Origin of the sequence: Mesorhizobium sp. B2-3-13 (genome assembly GCF_006442195.1) — a bacterium.
Lineage (GTDB): Bacteria > Pseudomonadota > Alphaproteobacteria > Rhizobiales > Rhizobiaceae > Mesorhizobium > Mesorhizobium salmacidum.
The window spans coordinates 24,903-42,026 of sequence record NZ_VFVQ01000007.1 but is presented as its reverse complement, the minus strand read 5'-3'; the positions used below and the strand labels follow the sequence as shown (position 1 = coordinate 42,026).

At 61.8% G+C, this 17,124-nt stretch carries 25 protein-coding genes; all 25 read right to left on the bottom strand.

Annotation, left to right across the window (positions count from 1 at the left end; all coding sequences use genetic code 11):
- Positions 1-44: 44 nt before the first annotated feature.
- The gene (locus FJ941_RS10330) at positions 45-1,025 is read right to left on the bottom strand and encodes an RluA family pseudouridine synthase (protein ID WP_140505223.1); all 981 of its coding nucleotides are present in this window, start codon (positions 1,023-1,025) and stop codon (positions 45-47) included.
- Between the two features lie 103 nt (positions 1,026-1,128).
- Entirely contained in the window at positions 1,129-1,503 is a 375-nt protein-coding gene (crcB, locus tag FJ941_RS10325) for a fluoride efflux transporter CrcB (protein WP_140505221.1), read from the bottom strand.
- 421 nt (positions 1,504-1,924) lie between these two features.
- On the bottom strand, positions 1,925-2,746 hold the full coding sequence (locus tag FJ941_RS10315; protein ID WP_181166124.1) for an aspartyl/asparaginyl beta-hydroxylase domain-containing protein: 822 nt from the start codon (positions 2,744-2,746) through the stop codon (positions 1,925-1,927).
- A 157-nt stretch (positions 2,747-2,903) separates the two neighbouring features.
- Complete coding sequence (locus FJ941_RS29410; protein ID WP_246673764.1) at positions 2,904-3,581, bottom strand: DUF930 domain-containing protein; 678 nt, start codon at positions 3,579-3,581, stop codon at positions 2,904-2,906.
- A gap of 5 nt (positions 3,582-3,586) precedes the next feature.
- A complete protein-coding gene (locus tag FJ941_RS10305) occupies positions 3,587-4,894 on the bottom strand; it encodes a replication-associated recombination protein A (protein WP_140505219.1) in 1,308 nt (435 codons plus the stop codon).
- A gap of 146 nt (positions 4,895-5,040) precedes the next feature.
- Positions 5,041-6,534 carry a DegQ family serine endoprotease gene (locus FJ941_RS10300; protein ID WP_140505218.1) on the bottom strand — a complete coding sequence of 498 codons (1,494 nt, stop codon included), beginning with the start codon at positions 6,532-6,534 and terminating at the stop codon, positions 5,041-5,043.
- A gap of 176 nt (positions 6,535-6,710) precedes the next feature.
- Positions 6,711-7,139, bottom strand: a complete 429-nt coding sequence (gene rplQ, locus FJ941_RS10295; RefSeq protein ID WP_027145580.1) for a 50S ribosomal protein L17 — start codon at positions 7,137-7,139, stop codon at positions 6,711-6,713.
- Between the two features lie 101 nt (positions 7,140-7,240).
- Entirely contained in the window at positions 7,241-8,251 is a 1,011-nt protein-coding gene (locus tag FJ941_RS10290; protein ID WP_006205443.1) for a DNA-directed RNA polymerase subunit alpha, read from the bottom strand.
- Between the two features lie 102 nt (positions 8,252-8,353).
- Positions 8,354-8,743: a 30S ribosomal protein S11 gene (gene rpsK, locus FJ941_RS10285; protein ID WP_006205444.1), complete on the bottom strand. Its 390-nt coding sequence runs from the start codon at positions 8,741-8,743 to the stop codon at positions 8,354-8,356.
- Between the two features lie 141 nt (positions 8,744-8,884).
- Complete coding sequence (gene rpsM / locus FJ941_RS10280) at positions 8,885-9,253, bottom strand: 30S ribosomal protein S13 (RefSeq protein ID WP_006205445.1); 369 nt, start codon at positions 9,251-9,253, stop codon at positions 8,885-8,887.
- A 216-nt stretch (positions 9,254-9,469) separates the two neighbouring features.
- Positions 9,470-10,066 (bottom strand): adenylate kinase, encoded by a 597-nt coding sequence (locus FJ941_RS10275; RefSeq protein ID WP_140505216.1) that lies wholly within the window; start codon positions 10,064-10,066, stop codon positions 9,470-9,472.
- Positions 10,063-11,403: a preprotein translocase subunit SecY gene (secY, locus tag FJ941_RS10270; RefSeq protein ID WP_027145578.1), complete on the bottom strand. Its 1,341-nt coding sequence runs from the start codon at positions 11,401-11,403 to the stop codon at positions 10,063-10,065. The genes FJ941_RS10275 and secY overlap by 4 nt, the downstream gene beginning before the upstream one ends.
- A gap of 194 nt (positions 11,404-11,597) precedes the next feature.
- On the bottom strand, positions 11,598-12,071 hold the full coding sequence (rplO, locus tag FJ941_RS10265) for a 50S ribosomal protein L15 (RefSeq protein WP_140505214.1): 474 nt from the start codon (positions 12,069-12,071) through the stop codon (positions 11,598-11,600).
- A gap of 22 nt (positions 12,072-12,093) precedes the next feature.
- A complete protein-coding gene (gene rpmD / locus FJ941_RS10260) occupies positions 12,094-12,291 on the bottom strand; it encodes a 50S ribosomal protein L30 (RefSeq protein WP_006205449.1) in 198 nt (65 codons plus the stop codon).
- Positions 12,292-12,315: 24 nt separating this feature from the next.
- A complete protein-coding gene (gene rpsE, locus FJ941_RS10255; RefSeq protein WP_032933400.1) occupies positions 12,316-12,879 on the bottom strand; it encodes a 30S ribosomal protein S5 in 564 nt (187 codons plus the stop codon).
- A 128-nt stretch (positions 12,880-13,007) separates the two neighbouring features.
- Positions 13,008-13,367 carry a 50S ribosomal protein L18 gene (rplR, locus tag FJ941_RS10250; RefSeq protein WP_140505212.1) on the bottom strand — a complete coding sequence of 120 codons (360 nt, stop codon included), beginning with the start codon at positions 13,365-13,367 and terminating at the stop codon, positions 13,008-13,010.
- 139 nt (positions 13,368-13,506) lie between these two features.
- Complete coding sequence (gene rplF / locus FJ941_RS10245) at positions 13,507-14,040, bottom strand: 50S ribosomal protein L6 (RefSeq protein ID WP_013895694.1); 534 nt, start codon at positions 14,038-14,040, stop codon at positions 13,507-13,509.
- An 88-nt stretch (positions 14,041-14,128) separates the two neighbouring features.
- Complete coding sequence (gene rpsH, locus FJ941_RS10240) at positions 14,129-14,527, bottom strand: 30S ribosomal protein S8 (protein ID WP_006205453.1); 399 nt, start codon at positions 14,525-14,527, stop codon at positions 14,129-14,131.
- 12 nt (positions 14,528-14,539) lie between these two features.
- Positions 14,540-14,845: a 30S ribosomal protein S14 gene (rpsN, locus tag FJ941_RS10235; protein ID WP_010909282.1), complete on the bottom strand. Its 306-nt coding sequence runs from the start codon at positions 14,843-14,845 to the stop codon at positions 14,540-14,542.
- 27 nt (positions 14,846-14,872) lie between these two features.
- Positions 14,873-15,451 (bottom strand): 50S ribosomal protein L5, encoded by a 579-nt coding sequence (gene rplE, locus FJ941_RS10230; RefSeq protein ID WP_032935916.1) that lies wholly within the window; start codon positions 15,449-15,451, stop codon positions 14,873-14,875.
- Positions 15,444-15,758 (bottom strand): 50S ribosomal protein L24, encoded by a 315-nt coding sequence (gene rplX, locus FJ941_RS10225; RefSeq protein ID WP_006205456.1) that lies wholly within the window; start codon positions 15,756-15,758, stop codon positions 15,444-15,446. The genes rplE and rplX overlap by 8 nt, the downstream gene beginning before the upstream one ends.
- A gap of 12 nt (positions 15,759-15,770) precedes the next feature.
- A complete protein-coding gene (gene rplN / locus FJ941_RS10220; protein WP_006205457.1) occupies positions 15,771-16,139 on the bottom strand; it encodes a 50S ribosomal protein L14 in 369 nt (122 codons plus the stop codon).
- Between the two features lie 84 nt (positions 16,140-16,223).
- The gene (gene rpsQ / locus FJ941_RS10215; protein WP_010909280.1) at positions 16,224-16,463 is read right to left on the bottom strand and encodes a 30S ribosomal protein S17; all 240 of its coding nucleotides are present in this window, start codon (positions 16,461-16,463) and stop codon (positions 16,224-16,226) included.
- Between the two features lie 11 nt (positions 16,464-16,474).
- Entirely contained in the window at positions 16,475-16,675 is a 201-nt protein-coding gene (gene rpmC, locus FJ941_RS10210) for a 50S ribosomal protein L29 (protein ID WP_006205459.1), read from the bottom strand.
- 13 nt (positions 16,676-16,688) lie between these two features.
- On the bottom strand, positions 16,689-17,102 hold the full coding sequence (rplP, locus tag FJ941_RS10205) for a 50S ribosomal protein L16 (protein ID WP_006205460.1): 414 nt from the start codon (positions 17,100-17,102) through the stop codon (positions 16,689-16,691).
- Between the last annotated feature and the right edge of the window lie 22 nt (positions 17,103-17,124).

Genomic DNA, 17,124 nt, shown 5'->3' with positions numbered 1-17,124 from the left:
GACCGTGTCGCGCCGATCGAGCGCGTCGGTGGCGCCGCTCACGGTCAATCCTCCGCGCTGGCGTCGTCGAAGCCGATCAGGTTCCAGCTCTGGCGCATGTGCGGCGGCATCGGCGCGGTGACGTCGATAACGCCCTTGTCCGGGTGCGGGATAATGATGCGGCGTGCGTGCAGGTGCAGGCGGTTTTGAATGCCGCCGGGAAAATCCCAGTTGGTGTCGGCTTCGAAGTATTTCGGGTCGCCGATGATCGGGCAGCCGATATAGGCGGCATGGACGCGGAGCTGGTGGGTGCGGCCCGTATAGGGCTCCATCTCCAGCCAGGTCATGGTCTGCGCCGCCTGCTCGATGATGCGGTAGTAGGACACGGCATGGTCGGCGCCCTTTTCACCATGCGCGGCCACGCGCACGCGGTCACCATCCTCTGTCGGCTCCTTGATCAGCCAGGTCGAGATCTTGTCCTCGCGCTTGGGCGGCACGCCTTTGACCAACGCCCAGTAGGTCTTCTTGGTTTCTCGCGCCCGGAACGCCTCCGAGAGCTTCATGGCGGCAAGCCTGGTACGGGCGACAACCAGCACGCCCGACGTATCGCGGTCGAGCCGATGCACCAGCCGCGGCTTCTCGCCCTTCTGGCTGCGCCAGGCTTCCAGCATGTCGTCGACATTGCGCGTGACGCCGGAGCCGCCCTGAACCGCAAGGCCCGCCGGCTTGTTGAAGACGAAGACCTTCGGGTCCTCATGGAGCAGCATCTTGGCGAGCACATCGGCGTCGCCCTGGTTGCGGATCGAGTGGCCCGTGAGCGCACTCTCGCCCTTCTTGTCCACCTCGAGCGGCGGCACACGCACCATCTGGCCCGGCTCGACGCGGGTGTCGGCCTTGACCCGGCCGCCATCGACGCGGATCTGGCCGGAGCGCAGCAGCTTCTGCAGATGGCCGAAGCCAAGTCCCGGGAAATGCGTCTTGAACCAGCGATCGAGCCGCATGCCCGCCTCGCCGGCCTCCACCGTGATCTGTTCAACGCCTGCCATTTTTCGCTATCCGTTTTCCCGAGCAGGGCTCTTGGCCTGCGCTTGGCGCGGCAATAACACTAATGCATGCCGGCCAAAACCATAAAGCATGCCATGGCGTGCTTTATGACAGGCTTCTTGCGAGCCAAAGTCCCAGAAACAGGGCAATGATCGCGCCAATGACGCTTGCAAGCGCGTAGCCGAACGCAGGCAGCGTGGCTCCCCGTTCCCACAGCGCCGCGAAATCGAGCGAAAAGGCGGAAAAAGTGGTGAAGCCGCCAAGGATGCCGGTGGCGACGAATAGCCTGAGCTCGTTCGATCCGCCGCGGCGCGCCAAAATGGCGATGAACAGGCCCATCGCAAAGGAGCCGATGATGTTGATCGCCATCGTTCCCCAGGGATAATTGGGGCCGACAAGGCGCAGCGCGCCCATACTGGTCAAATGGCGGATGCCGGCACCGATGCCGCCGCCGACCATAACGAGAAGCAGATTGAACATGGAAGTTTACTGCCTCACACAGTAGCCTCGGTCAATGCCGATCGACCGTCACCACTCAGGCGTTGTCCAGCCTGGATATTTCTTCCTGAATTCGCCATACAGGGCATCGATTTCCGGTTTGCTGACCGGACGCATCTGCTCGTAGAGATAGCCGGTAACGTTGCCCGACAGCCGGTATTCCGCAATGCGTCTGTATGCGGCTCCGATGTCTTTCCCCCGAAACAATGTATTGCGCAGGCATTGTAATGCGGATCTGCGCCCCCGGCTGCAGGTGGGTCACTGGCGTTCAGAGACAGGATCTCATAAGATCCAATGTTCAAAATGCATACTAAGATGGCGCGAGCGGCCACCAAAATGCCGCTCCTTGCGCAGGAAGCGGCTGCGCTGCCGGCGGACCAGGCAGCTTCAGCCGCTCTTCAGATCAGGTGGTTTTCGGCTTTGTGGAGCCGATCATCTTCCAGTTCTTGTAGAACATCGAATTGATGCGCTCGACGCTCACCGAGACGACCGCAAGCATGCCAGCGATCAGGCGAGGCACCGGGGACGGCCTGATAATATCCATGAACACGCAGTAGCGGCGGCCATCATATTCGTTGACCGAGCGATGCAGCAGCGTGTCGTCGAAAATGAACTGCGGATTGTCGTACCAGTAGTTCTTGACATTGCCGCATTCGACGAAAATCTCAGCTTTCACCGGGATCAGATTGTAGAGGATGCGCAGGCTGAGCCGCAGCGGCCCGAAATGCCAGGAGGTCGATTCGCGCTTGCTGAAGACGGAAACGGCGATCGTCTTGATGTATTTGAAATCCTTGTTGAATTCCTCGACGTTGTCTATCCTGTGCTTGCCGTACCACTGGTAGACATACATGCCGCGCCGGCCGGCGCCGAAATTGGCGTCGATATCGGCGATGATCTCATCCTTGCGCGCCTTGAAGACATCAAGGACCTCGTTGACCTCACGCTGATAGTCGGCGGGAAACTGCTCCAGCTTCCACACGCCCGGATTTCTGTAGCACAGAAGATCGACCAGTAGGTTGAAGGGTGAGAGCAACCAGGTGAAAAGCCCGTTGCCAAGGAAGTAGCCGCTGAACAGCGCCAGATCCTTCCTGTCGTTGCGCAGCACATCGATCAGACCACAGACGATGAAGATCGTCGTCAGGATCGGTATGAAATAGAAGCCAAGGGCAAGAATCGGGATGGCAATAGCGAATTTGCGAAGCGATTTGCGAAGGGTTTTTGTCATTTTTCCACGCGCGATGCGCGATCCTGTTGCGAATGAGGTGCCCAAATCATGGCAACGGCCACCGCCCGACCGTGCGCCTTGATAAGGTTTTTTGGGTCACCGCACAACGGCCATGGTATCCGGCCGGGCTGGCTGCCTGGTGGAGCCTGCCGGGCTGTCAATGCACCGCCGGCAAGCCAAGCTCGTCCCATTTGTCCCTGGCCACGGGATCGCCGACCAGGAACTCAAAGCCAATGACGCTTTCGCCGTCCTGTGCGAGCCGGCATTTGAACTTAAGACTGTACCAGTTTTTGCGGCTGCGAAAAGCCGCACCATCAGCGGCGATCGTCGTGCCGGTGATCTTTTCCTCGGCGGTTGCATAGGGCACCATCCGCTCCGGCTGGAAATCCGCATGCCATTGGCGGATCTGATCCATGGCCTCCAGATTGCAAAGCTGCACCATCCCCTTGTCGGATGCGAAGGTCTTGAGATCGGCGCGCGCGTGCCTGCTGCGCCGACCGGCCAGGGTCTTGGCCGACAGCATCCGCGTCGGGCGAATCATGGCAGGCGCGGCGGGCGGTTGAGTTTTGGGCGGGTTCGAAGCAGGCGGTGGCTCTGCCGCCCTCGCCTCCGGCACCGCCGCAGCGGCGGAGGCCGGCGGCGGTCTCGCCGATGCCTCGAACTGTTCAGGCGCCAGGATGTTGACCGACACCCGCTCTTCCTCCAGCCGGTTCGGCCGCTTCGGCAACGGCATCAATGCCAGTGTCGCGGCGAACAGTGTATGGAGGACGACCGAAGTTGAAATGCCCCAGGGCGAAGCCTCGTCCCGAAGCGTGACGACCACCGGGCGACGCAAATCGGCTATTCCCGCTCTTTGCGCAGCTTTGCCCAGTAGTCGAGCCGCTTTCTGATATCGCGCTCGAAACCACGCTCAGGCGGATCGTAAAAGGTCTGTCGACCCATCTTTTCGGGAAAATAGTCCTGGCCTGAAAAGGCGTCCGGCTCATCATGGTCGTAACGGTAGCCGGCGCCGTAGTCCTCCTCTTTCATCAGCTTGGTCGGTGCGTTGAGGATATGCTTGGGCGGCAGCAGTGAGCCATGTTCCTTCGCGGCCCGCGTGGCTGCCTTGAAGGCCGTATAGACGGCGTTGGATTTGGGCGCGGTGGCGAGATAAACGGTGGCCTCGGCGAAAGCGAGTTCGCCCTCCGGAGAACCGAGATAGTCATAGGCATCCTTGGCGGCATTGGCGATGACCAGTGCCTGCGGATCGGCAAGCCCGATGTCCTCCATCGCCATGCGTACCAGCCGGCGGCCGAGATAGAGCGGATCCTCGCCGGCATCGAACATGCGCGCGAGATAGTAGAGTGCGGCATCCGGATCCGAGCCGCGCACCGACTTGTGCAGCGCCGAGATCAGGTTGTAATGGCCATCCTGGCCCTTGTCGTAGATCGGCGCACGGCGCTGGACGATGCGCTGCAGCCCTTCGGGATCGAATATCTCGCCAGGCTTGGCGGCACGCCAGACTTCCTCGGCCAGCGTCAGCGATGCGCGCCCGTCGCTATCGCTCATGCGGATGAGCATCGCCCGCGCCTCGTCATCGAGCGGCAGCGCCCTGCCCTCTGTCTCCTCCGCCCGCGTCATCAGCTTGGCGATACTGTCTTCGCCGAGCGAATGGAAGACCATGACCCGCGCGCGCGATAACAAGGCCGCGTTGAGTTCGAAGGACGGGTTTTCGGTTGTGGCGCCGACCAGGACGACCGTCCCATCCTCCATGACGGGGAGAAAAGAATCCTGCTGGGCACGGTTGAAGCGGTGGATCTCGTCGACGAAAAGCAGGGTTTGGCGGCCGTTGGCGCGGCGCAACTTGGCCGCCTCGAACACTTTCTTCAGATCGGCGACGCCGGAAAAGACGGCCGATATCTGCTCGAAGGCAAGGCTGGTCTCGCCGGCGAGCAGCCTCGCCACCGTGGTCTTGCCGGTGCCGGGCGGCCCCCAGAAGATCATCGAGCCCAGCGAACCGGAGCCGATCAGCCGGGTCAGCGCGCCATCGGGGCCCGTCAAATGCTCCTGGCCGACGACCTCGCCAAGGTTCTTCGGACGCAACCTGTCGGCCAGCGGCCGCCCGGGCGGCACCTTATCCGGTTCGTCGACGCTGAACAGATCGGCCATGCACTTCCTCAGAGCAATCCCAGGAAAACCGTGAAGCGGTTTTCCGTCCGGAATTGCGTCAAAACAAGGAGATAGAGCAGATCGGCGTTTCGGCAAAACGCTGATCCGCTGTAAGTTTGAAGCGCGATCCCTTCAGGGGCTCGAACTCAGTAACGCAATACCTGGCGCAGTATCTGCCCACCGCGCTCGACGGTAAAGCGCCACCAGCGCGTATCCTGCTGCGCTACCTGCGCCAGCGTTGCGGCGGTGTCGATGCTGGTGCCGTTGACCTCGCGCACGACGTCGCCCGGCTGGAAGCCGAAATCGGCGGCCGGCGAATCACGGTTGATGTCGATCACGGTCACGCCCTTGAGATCGGTGCGCAGGCCGAGCTTCTGGGCAAGCCGCGGCGACAGTTCCGAGACCTTGGCGCCCGAGAACGGGCTGCGGCCATGCAGCGTCACTTCCGAGGCTTTTGCCCCCTCCGGCGCGCGCTCCAGCGCGATGTCCATCGCCGCCTGCTGGCCCTTGGTCAGGATCGCGAAATTTGCCTTGGTGCCGATCGACAGCGTCGCCATGCGATAGTCCAGCGCCTCGATGCTCTCGACCGGCTTGCCGTTGATCTGCAGCACGACATCGCCCGGCTTCAGCCCTGCCTTGCCGGCGGGACCCGTCGCGTCGACCGAGGAGACCAGCGCCCCGATTGGCTTTTCCATGCCGAGCGATTCGGCGATCTGCGGCGTCACCGCTTCGAATTCGGCGCCGATATAGGGCCGTTCGAAGAAATCGAGGCCGGCCTTGGCGGCATCGGCGAAAGCCCGCACCATATTGGCGGGAATGGCAAACCCGATACCGATCGAGCCGCCGCTGCGGCTGTAGATGGCGGTGTTGATGCCCACAAGTTGACCGCCCATATTGATCAGCGCACCGCCGGAATTGCCGGGATTGATGGCGGCATCGGTCTGGATGAAATAGCCAGAGTCCGAAACGCCGATATGGCTGCGAGCAAGGGCGGAAACGATACCGCTGGTGGTGGTCTGGCCGACGCCGAAGGGATTGCCGATGGCCAGCACCAGGTCGCCGACCTCGAGCGCGTCGGAATCGCCGATGGCGATGACCGGAAACGGCTTGTCGGACTCGATCTTGAGCACGGCCAGATCGAGCGTTTCGTCCTTGAGCATCACCTTGCTGGCGAATTCGCGGCCGGCGGCGGTCGCCACCTTGACCTCGTCGGCGTCCTTGATGACATGGAAGTTGGTGACGATGACACCGCTCGGATCGACCAGCACGCCCGAGCCCAGCGAAGACTGCGCACGCGGCTGGGCGCGGCCGAAAAACTCCTCGAAGAAGGGATCGCCTTCGAAAGGCGAGGTCACCTTGGCCGTCTGCGAGGCATAGACATTGACCACGGCCGGCGCCGTCTGCTTGACCAGCGGCGCGAAGGAAAGCTGGACCTCCTCGCGGCCGAACGGCACGCGCTTGTCCGGGCCGGAAGTGGCATTCTCGCCTTCGACGCCATGCAACAAGTCGGTCAGTACATCGGAGAGCCCCGGATCGGCTGGCTTGGCGGCGTCCTCGGCCAGCGCCTGCCGGACTGCCGGTGCGGCTGCGAACACCATGAAGGCGCAGAGCAGAACAAGGGACAGTTTTTTGGCGCGCATTGCGAATCCTCCAAGCGAGTTCGGGCGCATTGTCCCGACGAATGTGCAAAATGAAAGGCTAAGCCGCTGAAATCCGATTATTTTCGCGACAATCAATATTTTTGGGTACGCCTTGCGCGCCGAATATGAAAAAGGGGCCCGCGGGCCCCTTTAAATCAATCTGGAAAGACGAAACCTTATGCGGCTGCGGCTTCGTCCGTGCCTTCGGCTTCGATGCGGGCGCGGTCGCCGGCGCCCTTGGCCGAGGTGTCGCGGTCGACGAACTCGATGACCGCCATCGCGGCATTGTCGCCGTGACGGAAGCCGGCCTTCATGATGCGCAAATAGCCGCCGTTGCGCGTGGCGTAGCGCGGGGCGATGGTATCGAACAGGCGCTTGACGACGCCTTCATTGCCGATCTGCGCGATCACCTGGCGGCGGGCGTGCAGGTCGCCGCGCTTGCCGAGCGTCACCAGCTTCTCGACGATTGGACGCAGGTCCTTCGCCTTCGGCAAGGTGGTGACGATCTGCTCGTGCTCGAGCAGCGACACCGCCAGGTTGGCGAACATCGACTTGCGGTGGCTTATGCTGCGGGCGAAGCGGCGGCCTTTGAAACCGTGGCGCATGGCTCTCTTCCTTCTTCAGTTCAAGAGGCCACGGCCTCTGATGGTTTTCCGCACGACCGTCGGATCGAGCGGCTCACGCCGCCGATCCTTGGAGTTCATGCTCAATATTGGTCTTCGTAACGCTTTGCGAGGTCTTCGATGTTTTCCGGCGGCCAGTCCGGCACTTCCATACCGAGGTGCAGGCCCATCGCCGCCAGAACTTCCTTGATCTCGTTCAGCGACTTGCGGCCGAAGTTCGGGGTGCGCAGCATCTCGGCTTCGGTCTTCTGGATGAGATCGCCGATGTAGACGATGTTGTCGTTCTTCAGGCAGTTGGCCGAACGCACCGAAAGCTCGAGTTCGTCGACCTTCTTGAGCAGCGCCGGATTGAAGGCGAGCTCGGTGACGGCTTCCGCGGCGACTTCCTTCTGCGGCTCGTCGAAGTTGACGAACAGGCCAAGCTGGTCCTGCAGGATGCGGGCGGCGAAAGCCACCGCATCCTCGCCCGAGATCGAACCGTCGGTCTCGATGGTCATGGTCAGTTTGTCATAGTCGAGAACCTGGCCCTCGCGGGTGTTCTCGACCTTGTAGGAGACCTTCTTGACCGGTGAATACAAGCTATCGACCGGGATCAAGCCGATCGGCGCGTCTTCGGCGCGGTTGCGCTCCGCAGGCACATAGCCCTTGCCCGTGTCGACGGTGAATTCCATGCGGATTTCAGCGCCTTCGTCCAGCGTGCAGATGACGTGGTCGGGGTTGAGGATCTCGACGTCGCCAACCGTCTGGATGTCGCCGGCCAGAACCGCGCCCGGGCCCTGCTTGCGCACGACCATGCGCTTGGGGCCATCGCCTTCCATGCGGATGGCGATTTCCTTGATATTCAAGACGATGTCGGTCACGTCCTCGCGCACGCCGGCGATGGACGAGAATTCATGCAGAACACCGTCGATCTGCACGGCGGTGACAGCCGCACCGCGCAGCGAAGACAGGAGCACGCGGCGCAGCGCGTTGCCGAGCGTCAGGCCAAAGCCGCGTTCGAGCGGCTCAGCGACCAGCGTGGTCAGCGTCTTCTTCTTCGACGAGAACTCGATCTTGTTCGGCTTGATCAGTTCCTGCCAATTTTTCTGGATCATGATGCTTTCCTTCCGTTGACCCACCACCATCCAATCGTGGCGGGCGACCTGGAATACCGCGGAGGAGCGCCTTGGGCGCTCACGCGGCGTTCGATAAATTGCTTAGACGCGGCGCTTCTTGCGCGGGCGGCAGCCATTGTGCGGGATCGGCGTCACATCACGGATCGAGGTGATGGTGAAGCCAGCCGCCTGCAGGGCGCGCAGCGCCGATTCACGACCGGAGCCCGGTCCGCAGACCTCGACTTCGAGCATGCGCATGCCGTGTTCCTGGGCCTTCTTGGCAACGTCCTCGGCAGCCATCTGGGCGGCGAACGGGGTCGACTTGCGCGAACCCTTGAAGCCCTGGGCACCGGCCGACGACCAGGCGATCGAATTGCCCTGCGCGTCGGTAATGGTGATCATCGTGTTGTTGAAGGTCGAATTGACGTGGGCAACGCCCGACGAGATGTTCTTGCGTTCGCGGCGGCGAACACGTGCGGCTTCCTTGGCCATGGTAGTCCTTTCAGTTGATCTCTACACCGCCGTAATGCCAGCGGCTCCACCTGGAAAAGTGAATAGTGAATTGGTGAGTAGTGACGAGGTGCAGGCGTTAACGCCGGTTCTCACTACTCACTAACAGCTACTCACCCCCAATTACTTCTTCTTGCCGGCGATCGACTTGGCCGGGCCCTTGCGGGTACGTGCATTGGTGTGCGTGCGCTGACCGCGAACCGGCAGCGAGCGGCGGTGACGCAGGCCGCGGTAGCAGCCGAGATCCATCAGACGCTTGATGTTCATCGACACTTCGCGGCGCAGGTCGCCTTCGACCTGGTAATCGCGGTCGATGGTCTCGCGGATCTGCAGCACTTCCGCGTCGGTCAGCTGGTTGACGCGGCGCTCGGCCGGGATGCCGACTTTGTCGACGATCTCCTGGGCGAACTTCTTGCCAATGCCGTGAATGTACTGAAGCGCGATGACGACGCGCTTGTTGGTCGGAATGTTGACGCCGGCTATACGAGCCATGTTCTTCTCTTCTCCATATGGGCCGGCCAACCCTCAAAAAGGCAGATCCGGCGCTATCCACATTGCCCCGCGTCCGGTGGAGGCCGGCCCTTGCGGGAGTTTCCAGTTCAAAGCGACTGCCTTGCCCTTGCGGGCAAGCAAAGTGCGCACCTGATAGGAAGACGGGCCGCCATACCGCAGCGAGCCGCCTCCGTCAAGCTTAATCTTTAAATTCCCTTACCGCGCCTTCGCCGCCGCCACGACCACGGCTTCGATCTCCGCGGTCACCGCGTCGATACTGGCCATGCCGTCCACGGTCTTGAGCTTGCCCTTGGCGTAATAGTAGCCCGTCAGCGGAGCGGTTTTCTTATAGTACTCCCGCAGGCGCTCTTCGAACACAGCGGGATTGTCGTCCTTGCGCACCGGCTGGCCAGCCGCCTTGGCATCATCGGCGCGCTTGACGATCCGACCGACCAGGGCCCTGTCGTCGACGACAAGTTCGATGACCGTATCGAGACCAATGCCGCGCTCCGAGAGCATCGATTCGACCGCATCGGCCTGCACCAGCGTACGCGGATAACCATCGAGGATGAAACCCCTGGCGCAGTCGGCCTGATCAATACGCTCAGCGACAATGGCGTTGACGATGGTGTCCGAGACCAGCTCGCCGGCATCCATCACCGCCTTGGCGCGCTTGCCGACCTCGGTACCCGCCTGGACGGCGGCACGCAGCATGTCACCCGTCGAGAGCTGGGGTATGCCGTGTTTTTCTACCAGTCTTTGTGCTTGTGTCCCCTTGCCCGCCCCCGGCGGCCCAAGCAAAATCAACCTCATCTGGCTTTCTTCCCCCCGCGCAGCTTCGACTTCTTGATCAGCCCTTCATACTGGTGAGCGATCAGGTGACCCTGAATCTGCGCAACCGTATCGAGCGTGACACTGACCACGATCAGAAGCGATGTGCCACCAAGGTAGAATGGTACGCCAGTCGCCGAGATCAGGAACTCCGGCAGCAGGCACACCAGCACCAGGTAGATGGCGCCGACGACGGTGATGCGGGTGAGAACGTAATCGATGTAGTCGGCGGTGCGCTCGCCCGGGCGGTAGCCCGGGATGAAGCCCGAATGCTTCTTGAGCTGGTCGGCGGTGTCCTTCGGATTGAAGACAATCGCGGTATAGAAGAAGGCGAAGAACACGATCATCGCCGCGTAGAAAGCCATGTAGAGCGGCTGGCCGTGGCCGAGCGAGGCCAGGATGGTGCTCGCCCAGGCCGGCATGTTGGTCGTCTGCGAGAAGCCGGCGACGGTGGCCGGCAGCAGGAGCAGCGACGACGCGAAGATCGGCGGGATGACGCCCGACGTGTTGAGCTTGAGCGGCAGGTGCGAGGTATCGCCCTGGAACATGCGGTTGCCGACCTGGCGCTTCGGATACTGGATCAGCAGGCGGCGCTGCGCGCGCTCGAAGAAGACGATGAGCGCGATGACGACAATGGCCAGCACGATGATCGCCAGGATCAGGCCGGTCGACAGCGCGCCGGTGCGGCCAAGTTCCAGCGTGCCGGAAATGGCACGCGGCAGGCCGGCGACGATGCCGGAGAAGATGATCAGTGAAATGCCGTTGCCGATGCCGCGCGCGGTGATCTGTTCGCCAAGCCACATCAGGAACATGGTGCCGCCGACCAGCGTGACGACGGTCGAGAGACGGAAGAACATGCCGGGATCATTGACGATGCCGTTACCGTTCTCCAGCCCGACCGAAATGCCGTAGGCCTGCACCAGCGCCAGGAGCACGGTGCCGTAGCGCGTGTATTGGTTGATGACCTTGCGGCCCTGCTCGCCTTCCTTCTTAAGCCCTTCGAGCGAGGGAATGACCGAGGTCATCAGCTGCATGATGATGGAGGCGGAGATATAGGGCATGATGCCGAGCGCGAAGATCGCCATGCGCTGCACGGCACCGCCGGCGAACATGTTGAACATGCCGAGCACGCCCTTGCTCTGCGAGGAGAAAGCCTGGGCGAAGGCGTCGGGATTGATGCCGGGAAGCGGGATATAGGTGCCGAGGCGATAGACGAGCAACGCGCCGATGGTGAACCAGATGCGCTTCTTCAGGTCCTCCGCCTTGGCGAAGGCCGAGAAATTCAGATTCGAGGCTAGTTGTTCAGCAGCCGAAGCCATGCCTGATTCTCCGCTTGGTAACGCTTGATGGCCCGTGGGGTCAGGCGGTGCGTTTCACCGAAGCTCACGAGATAAGCTCCGGGCTGTAAACATGCAAGCGGCCGCGTTGACGCGGCCGCTAAATTGAGCAGATCAAAGCTCGATCGAAAGCAAAAAGCGAATGCCACACTTGCCGACCGCGCTTCAAATTGCCGTTACTCGGCAGCTGCCTTTTCCGGCAGCTTGACCGAACCACCGGCCTTTTCGATCTTCTCGATCGCGGCCTTGGAGGCGCCGGCGACGTCGAAGGCAAGCTTGGCCTTGAGTTCGCCGTCGGACAGCACGCGCACGCCATCCTTGACGCGACGGATGACGCCGGCGGCGACAAGCGTTTCGGCCGTCACGGTTGCCTTGACGTCAAGCTTCTTGGCATCGACGGCTTCCTGGATGCGGGCCAGCGAGACGACAACGAAGCTCTTGGCGAAGATGTTGTTGAAGCCACGCTTCGGCAGGCGCCGGTAGAGCGGCATCTGGCCACCCTCGAAGCCGTTGACGGCAACGCCGGAGCGCGCCTTCTGCCCCTTGACGCCGCGACCGGCGGTCTTGCCGGAACCTGAGCCGATGCCACGGCCGAGACGCTTCTTGGAGTGCGTCGCGCCGTCCTTGTCACGCAGATCGTTGAGTTTCATCTTGCTTCTCCTGCGCTTTGGCTCAGCCCTCGTCCACGACGCGGACGAGATGCTGGACGGCAGCGATCATGCCGCGCACGGAGGGCGTATCCTCCAGCGTGCGCTGCTTGTGCATCTTGTTGAGGCCGAGGCCGACCAGCGTCGCGCGCTGTTCCTTCGGACGGCGGATCGGCGAGCCGATCTGCTCAACGGTGATGGTCTTGGTTGCTTTCTTGGCCATGGTCAAAATCCCTGGTCAGGTCGACTATTCTTCAGCCGCAACGGCGGTGCCGCGGCGGGCCTGAAGGGTCGAATACTTGATGCCGCGCGCCGCAGCCACATCCTTGGGATGCATCTGGCTCTTCAGCGCGTCGAAGGTGGCGCGAACCATGTTGTAGGGGTTCGACGAACCCATCGACTTGGCGACCACGTCATGCATGCCGAGCGTCTCGAAGACGGCGCGCATCGGGCCGCCGGCGATGATGCCGGTACCCTGCTTGGCGGCGCGCAGCAGCACGCGCCCCGCACCCCAGCGTCCTTCGACGTCGTGATGCAGCGTGCGGCCCGAGCGCAGCGGCACGAAGATCATGTCGCGCTTGGCCGATTCGGTTGCCTTGCGAATGGCTTCCGGCACTTCGCGCGCCTTGCCGTGACCAAAGCCGACACGGCCCTTCTGGTCGCCGACGACGACGAGTGCGGCGAAGCCGAAGCGGCGGCCACCCTTGACGACCTTGGCGACGCGATTGATGTGGACGAGCTTGTCCACCATGCCGTCATCGCGCTCTTCACGCTCGCGGCCGCGGCCGCCTTCCCTACGTTCCTGTGCCATATCCTGTTCCTTGTTCTTTTCCGGAAGCACGGGTTGCTGATTGCTGATGCCGCTTTTGGGTCATCAGCGGTGAACTTCTCCTTTGCATGATCTTGTCCGAAAAGTCTGCAACTTTTCGGGATCATGCATTAGAAGCTGAGACCGCCTTCGCGGGCAGCCTCGGCCAGCGCCTTGACGCGGCCGTGATAGATGTACGGGCCACGGTCGAAGACGACTTCCTTGACGCCGGCCTTGGCGGCGCGCTCGGCGATCAGCTTGCCGATCGCGGCGGCGGCGGCGGTGTCGGCGCCGGTCTTGAGCGAACCCTTGAGGTCCTTCTCGAGCGTCGAGGCGGCAGCGATAGTGTGCCCCTTGGCGTCGTCGATCACCTGGACGTAGATGTTCTTCGATGTGCGGTGCACAGAAAGGCGCGGACGCTCGCCGGCGACTTTCTTGATCTGGCGGCGGACGCGTTGCGCACGGCGCTGGATGGCTTCCTTGGTACCCATGATGTCTTCCTTGCCTTCAAAAAACGGGGGCCGCCATATGCGGCAGGCGAAGCGCCTCCCGCGACCGCTCCCCGCGGCGTTACCACTTCCGTGGCCTGGCCCTGTCCGAAAAGTCTGCAACTTTTCAGGGCCAAGCAGACTACTTCTTCTTGCCTTCCTTGCGGACGATCTTCTCGCCGGCGTAACGGACACCCTTGCCCTTGTAAGGCTCGGGACCGCGGTATTCGCGGATTTCCGCGGCAACCTGGCCGACCTGCTGCTTGTCGATGCCGGCCACGGTGATTTCGGTCGGCTTGGGCACGGTGATCGTGATGCCGGCCGGCGTCTCGTAGACGACATCATGGCTGAAGCCAAGAGCCAGCTGCAGGTTCTTACCCTGCAAGGCAGCGCGATAGCCGACGCCGGTGATCTCGAGCTTCTTCTCGAAGCCGTCCTTGACACCCTGCAGGATGTTGACGATCTGCGTGCGCGACATGCCCCACTTGGAGCGAGCTGTCTTGGTCTGGTCGCGCGGCTGGACAGCGATCTCGCTGCCTTCCATCTTGACCAGCACTTCGTCGTTCACCACGAACTTCAGCTCGCCCTTGGGGCCCTTCGCCGTCACGGTCTGGCCGTTGACGGTCGCGGTCACGCCCTGCGGCAGCGAAACGGGTTTCTTTCCAATACGAGACATTTTGTTGTCCTCGTCACTTCTCTTGTTTCAGGTCTCTGTCTTCGGAACGATCCGAAGACCGGATTCCAATTTGCGGTGAGCTGCCAGATCAGAAGATCTGGCAGAGGATCTCGCCGCCGACGTTCTGCTCGCGTGCTTCGTGGTCGGCCATCACGCCCTTCGGCGTCGAAAGGATGGCGATGCCGAGGCCGTTGGCGACGTGCGGGATCGACTTGGCCGAAACGTAAACGCGGCGGCCGGGCTTCGAAACGCGGGCGATTTCGCGCACGACCGGAGCACCGTCGAAATACTTCAGCTCGATTTCGATCTCGGACTTGCCGTTGTCGAAGTCGGTCTGGCTGTAATCGCGGATATAGCCTTCAGCCTTCAGCACGTCGAGGACGCGGGTGCGCAGACGCGAGGCCGGCGTCGAGACACTCGACTTCTTGCGGCCATAGGCGTTGCGGATGCGGGTCAGCATATCGCCGAGAGGATCGCTCAATGACATGTTATGTCCTCCTTACCAGCTCGACTTGACCAGGCCCGGGATCTGGCCGTTATTGCCGAGGTCCCGAAGCGCGATGCGCGATACTTTGAGCTTGCGATAGTAGGCACGCGGACGGCCGGTGACTTCGCAGCGGTTGCGGATGCGGATCTTGGCCGAGTTGCGCGGCAGGGCAGCAAGCTTCAGCTGAGCGCGGAAGCGCTCTTCCATCGGCTTGGACTGATCCATGATGATCGCCTTCAGCGCGGCGCGCTTGGGACCGTACTGGTCGGCAAGCTTGCGGCGCCTGTTGTTCTTCTCGACTGAGCTGGTCTTTGCCATTTCAGATTTTTCCTTTTCTCGCTGCCGTTACTGGCGGAAGGGGAAGTTGAAAGCCTTGAGCAAAGCCCTGGCTTCGTCGTCCGTCTTCGCAGTCGTACAAACGATGACGTCCATGCCCCAGATCTGATCAACCTTGTCGTAGTTGATCTCCGGGAACACGATGTGTTCCTTGATGCCCATGGCGTAGTTGCCACGGCCATCGAAGCTCTTCGGATTCAATCCGCGGAAGTCGCGGACGCGCGGCAGCGCAATGTTCACGAGGCGATCGAGGAACTCGTACATGCGTTCCTTGCGCAGCGTGACCTTGGCGCCGATCGGCATCTTCTCGCGAACCTTGAAGCCCGCGATCGAATTGCGGGCGCGGGTCACGACGGCCTTCTGGCCGGCGATCATCGCCAGGTCCTCGGCCGCGACCGAAGGCTTCTTCGAATCGGCGGTCGCTTCGCCCACACCCATGTTCAGCACGATCTTGTCGATGCGCGGAACCTGCATCTCGTTGTCGTAGCCGAATTGCTCCTGCAGCGCCTTGCGGATGGTCTCGTTGTAGACCTGCTTGAGGCGCGGCGTGTTGTTGGCAGTCGCCTGCTTGGTTTGAGCCTTAGCCATTGATGACTTCTCCCGAGCGCTTGGCGACGCGCACCTTCTTGCCGTCCTTCTGGAAGATGAAACCGACGCGGGTCGGCTTGCCATCCTTGGGGTCGGCCAGCGCGATGTTCGACAGCTGGATCGGCGCTTCCTTGGTGATGATCCCGCCCTCTTGGGACTGGGACTGCTTCTGGTGACGACGGATCATGTTGACGCCGCGCACCAATGCGGTGTCATCCTTCGGCTGAACCGAGAGGACTTCGCCCGAACGGCCCTTGTCCTTGCCGGCCAGCACGACGACCTTGTCGCCTTTTCTAATCTTTTGCATTGGTCCGGCTCCTTACAGCACTTCAGGCGCGAGCGAGATGATCTTCATGTGGTTCTTGGCGCGGAGTTCGCGCGGAACCGGTCCGAAGATACGCGTGCCGATCGGCTCTTTCTTGTTGTCGACGAGAACGGCCGCGTTCTTGTCGAAACGGATCACGCTGCCGTCCGGGCGGCGGATGTCCTTGGCCGTGCGAACCACGACCGCCTTCATCACATCGCCTTTCTTAACGCGGCCGCGCGGAATGGCTTCCTTGATCGACACCACGATGATGTCGCCCACGGAAGCGTATTTCCGCTTCGAGCCGCCCAGCACCTTGATGCACATGACACGACGCGCGCCGGAATTATCCGCCACGTCGAGGTTTGTTTGCATCTGAATCATGACTGGCCGCCTTCTTCTTTTCTAACGGGACGGGCTCGAAGCCCCTCCCCGGTCTGTCCAAAATTCGTTGTTTACGCCCGGAGGTCAGGCTTGGTCCGAGGACACGACGATCCAGCGCTTGTCCTTGGAAATCGGCTTCGATTCCTGGATGAACACCTGATCGCCGACCTTGTGGGCGTTGTTCTCGTCGTGCGCCTTGTACTTCTTGGTCATGCGCACGGTCTTCTTCATCACGGGATGCGTGAAGCGCCGTTCGACCTTGACGACAACCGTCTTCTCGTTCTTGTCGCTGACGACGGTGCCCTGCAGAATGCGCTTTGGCATGGTTTTCGTCCTTAAGCCTTCTTGGCCGCGGACTTTTCCGCAGCGATGGTCTTGATACGCGCAATGTCCTTGCGAACCTGCCTCACGCGCGCGGTCTTCTCGAGCTGGCCGGTGGCCTTCTGGAAGCGCAGGTTGAACTGCTCCTTCTTCAGGCTGGCCAGGTCGTCGGTCAGCTGGTCCTGGGTCTTGGTCCGGATGTCTTCGGCTTTCATGATCAGCCCGTCCTTATTCTGCGATGCGCTGTACGAAGCGCGTCCTGACCGAGAGCTTGGCCGCGCCGAGACGCAGCGCCTCACGGGCGGTTTCTTCATTGACGCCATCGATCTCGAACATGATGCGGCCCGGCTTGACGCGCGCCGCCCAGTAGTCGACCGCGCCCTTGCCCTTGCCCATGCGGACTTCGGTCGGCTTCGACGTGACCGGGACATCCGGGAAAATACGGATCCACACGCGGCCGGCGCGCTTCATTTCGCGAGTGATCGCGCGGCGGGCCGCCTCGATCTCACGCGCGGTGACACGGTTCGGCTCAAGCGCCTTCAGCCCGAAACCACCGAAATCCAGGTTGGTGCCGCCCTTTGCGGTACCATGGATACGGCCCTTGAACTGCTTGCGGAACTTTGTGCGCTTTGGCTGCAGCATCGTTCTAACTCCAAATTCCTAA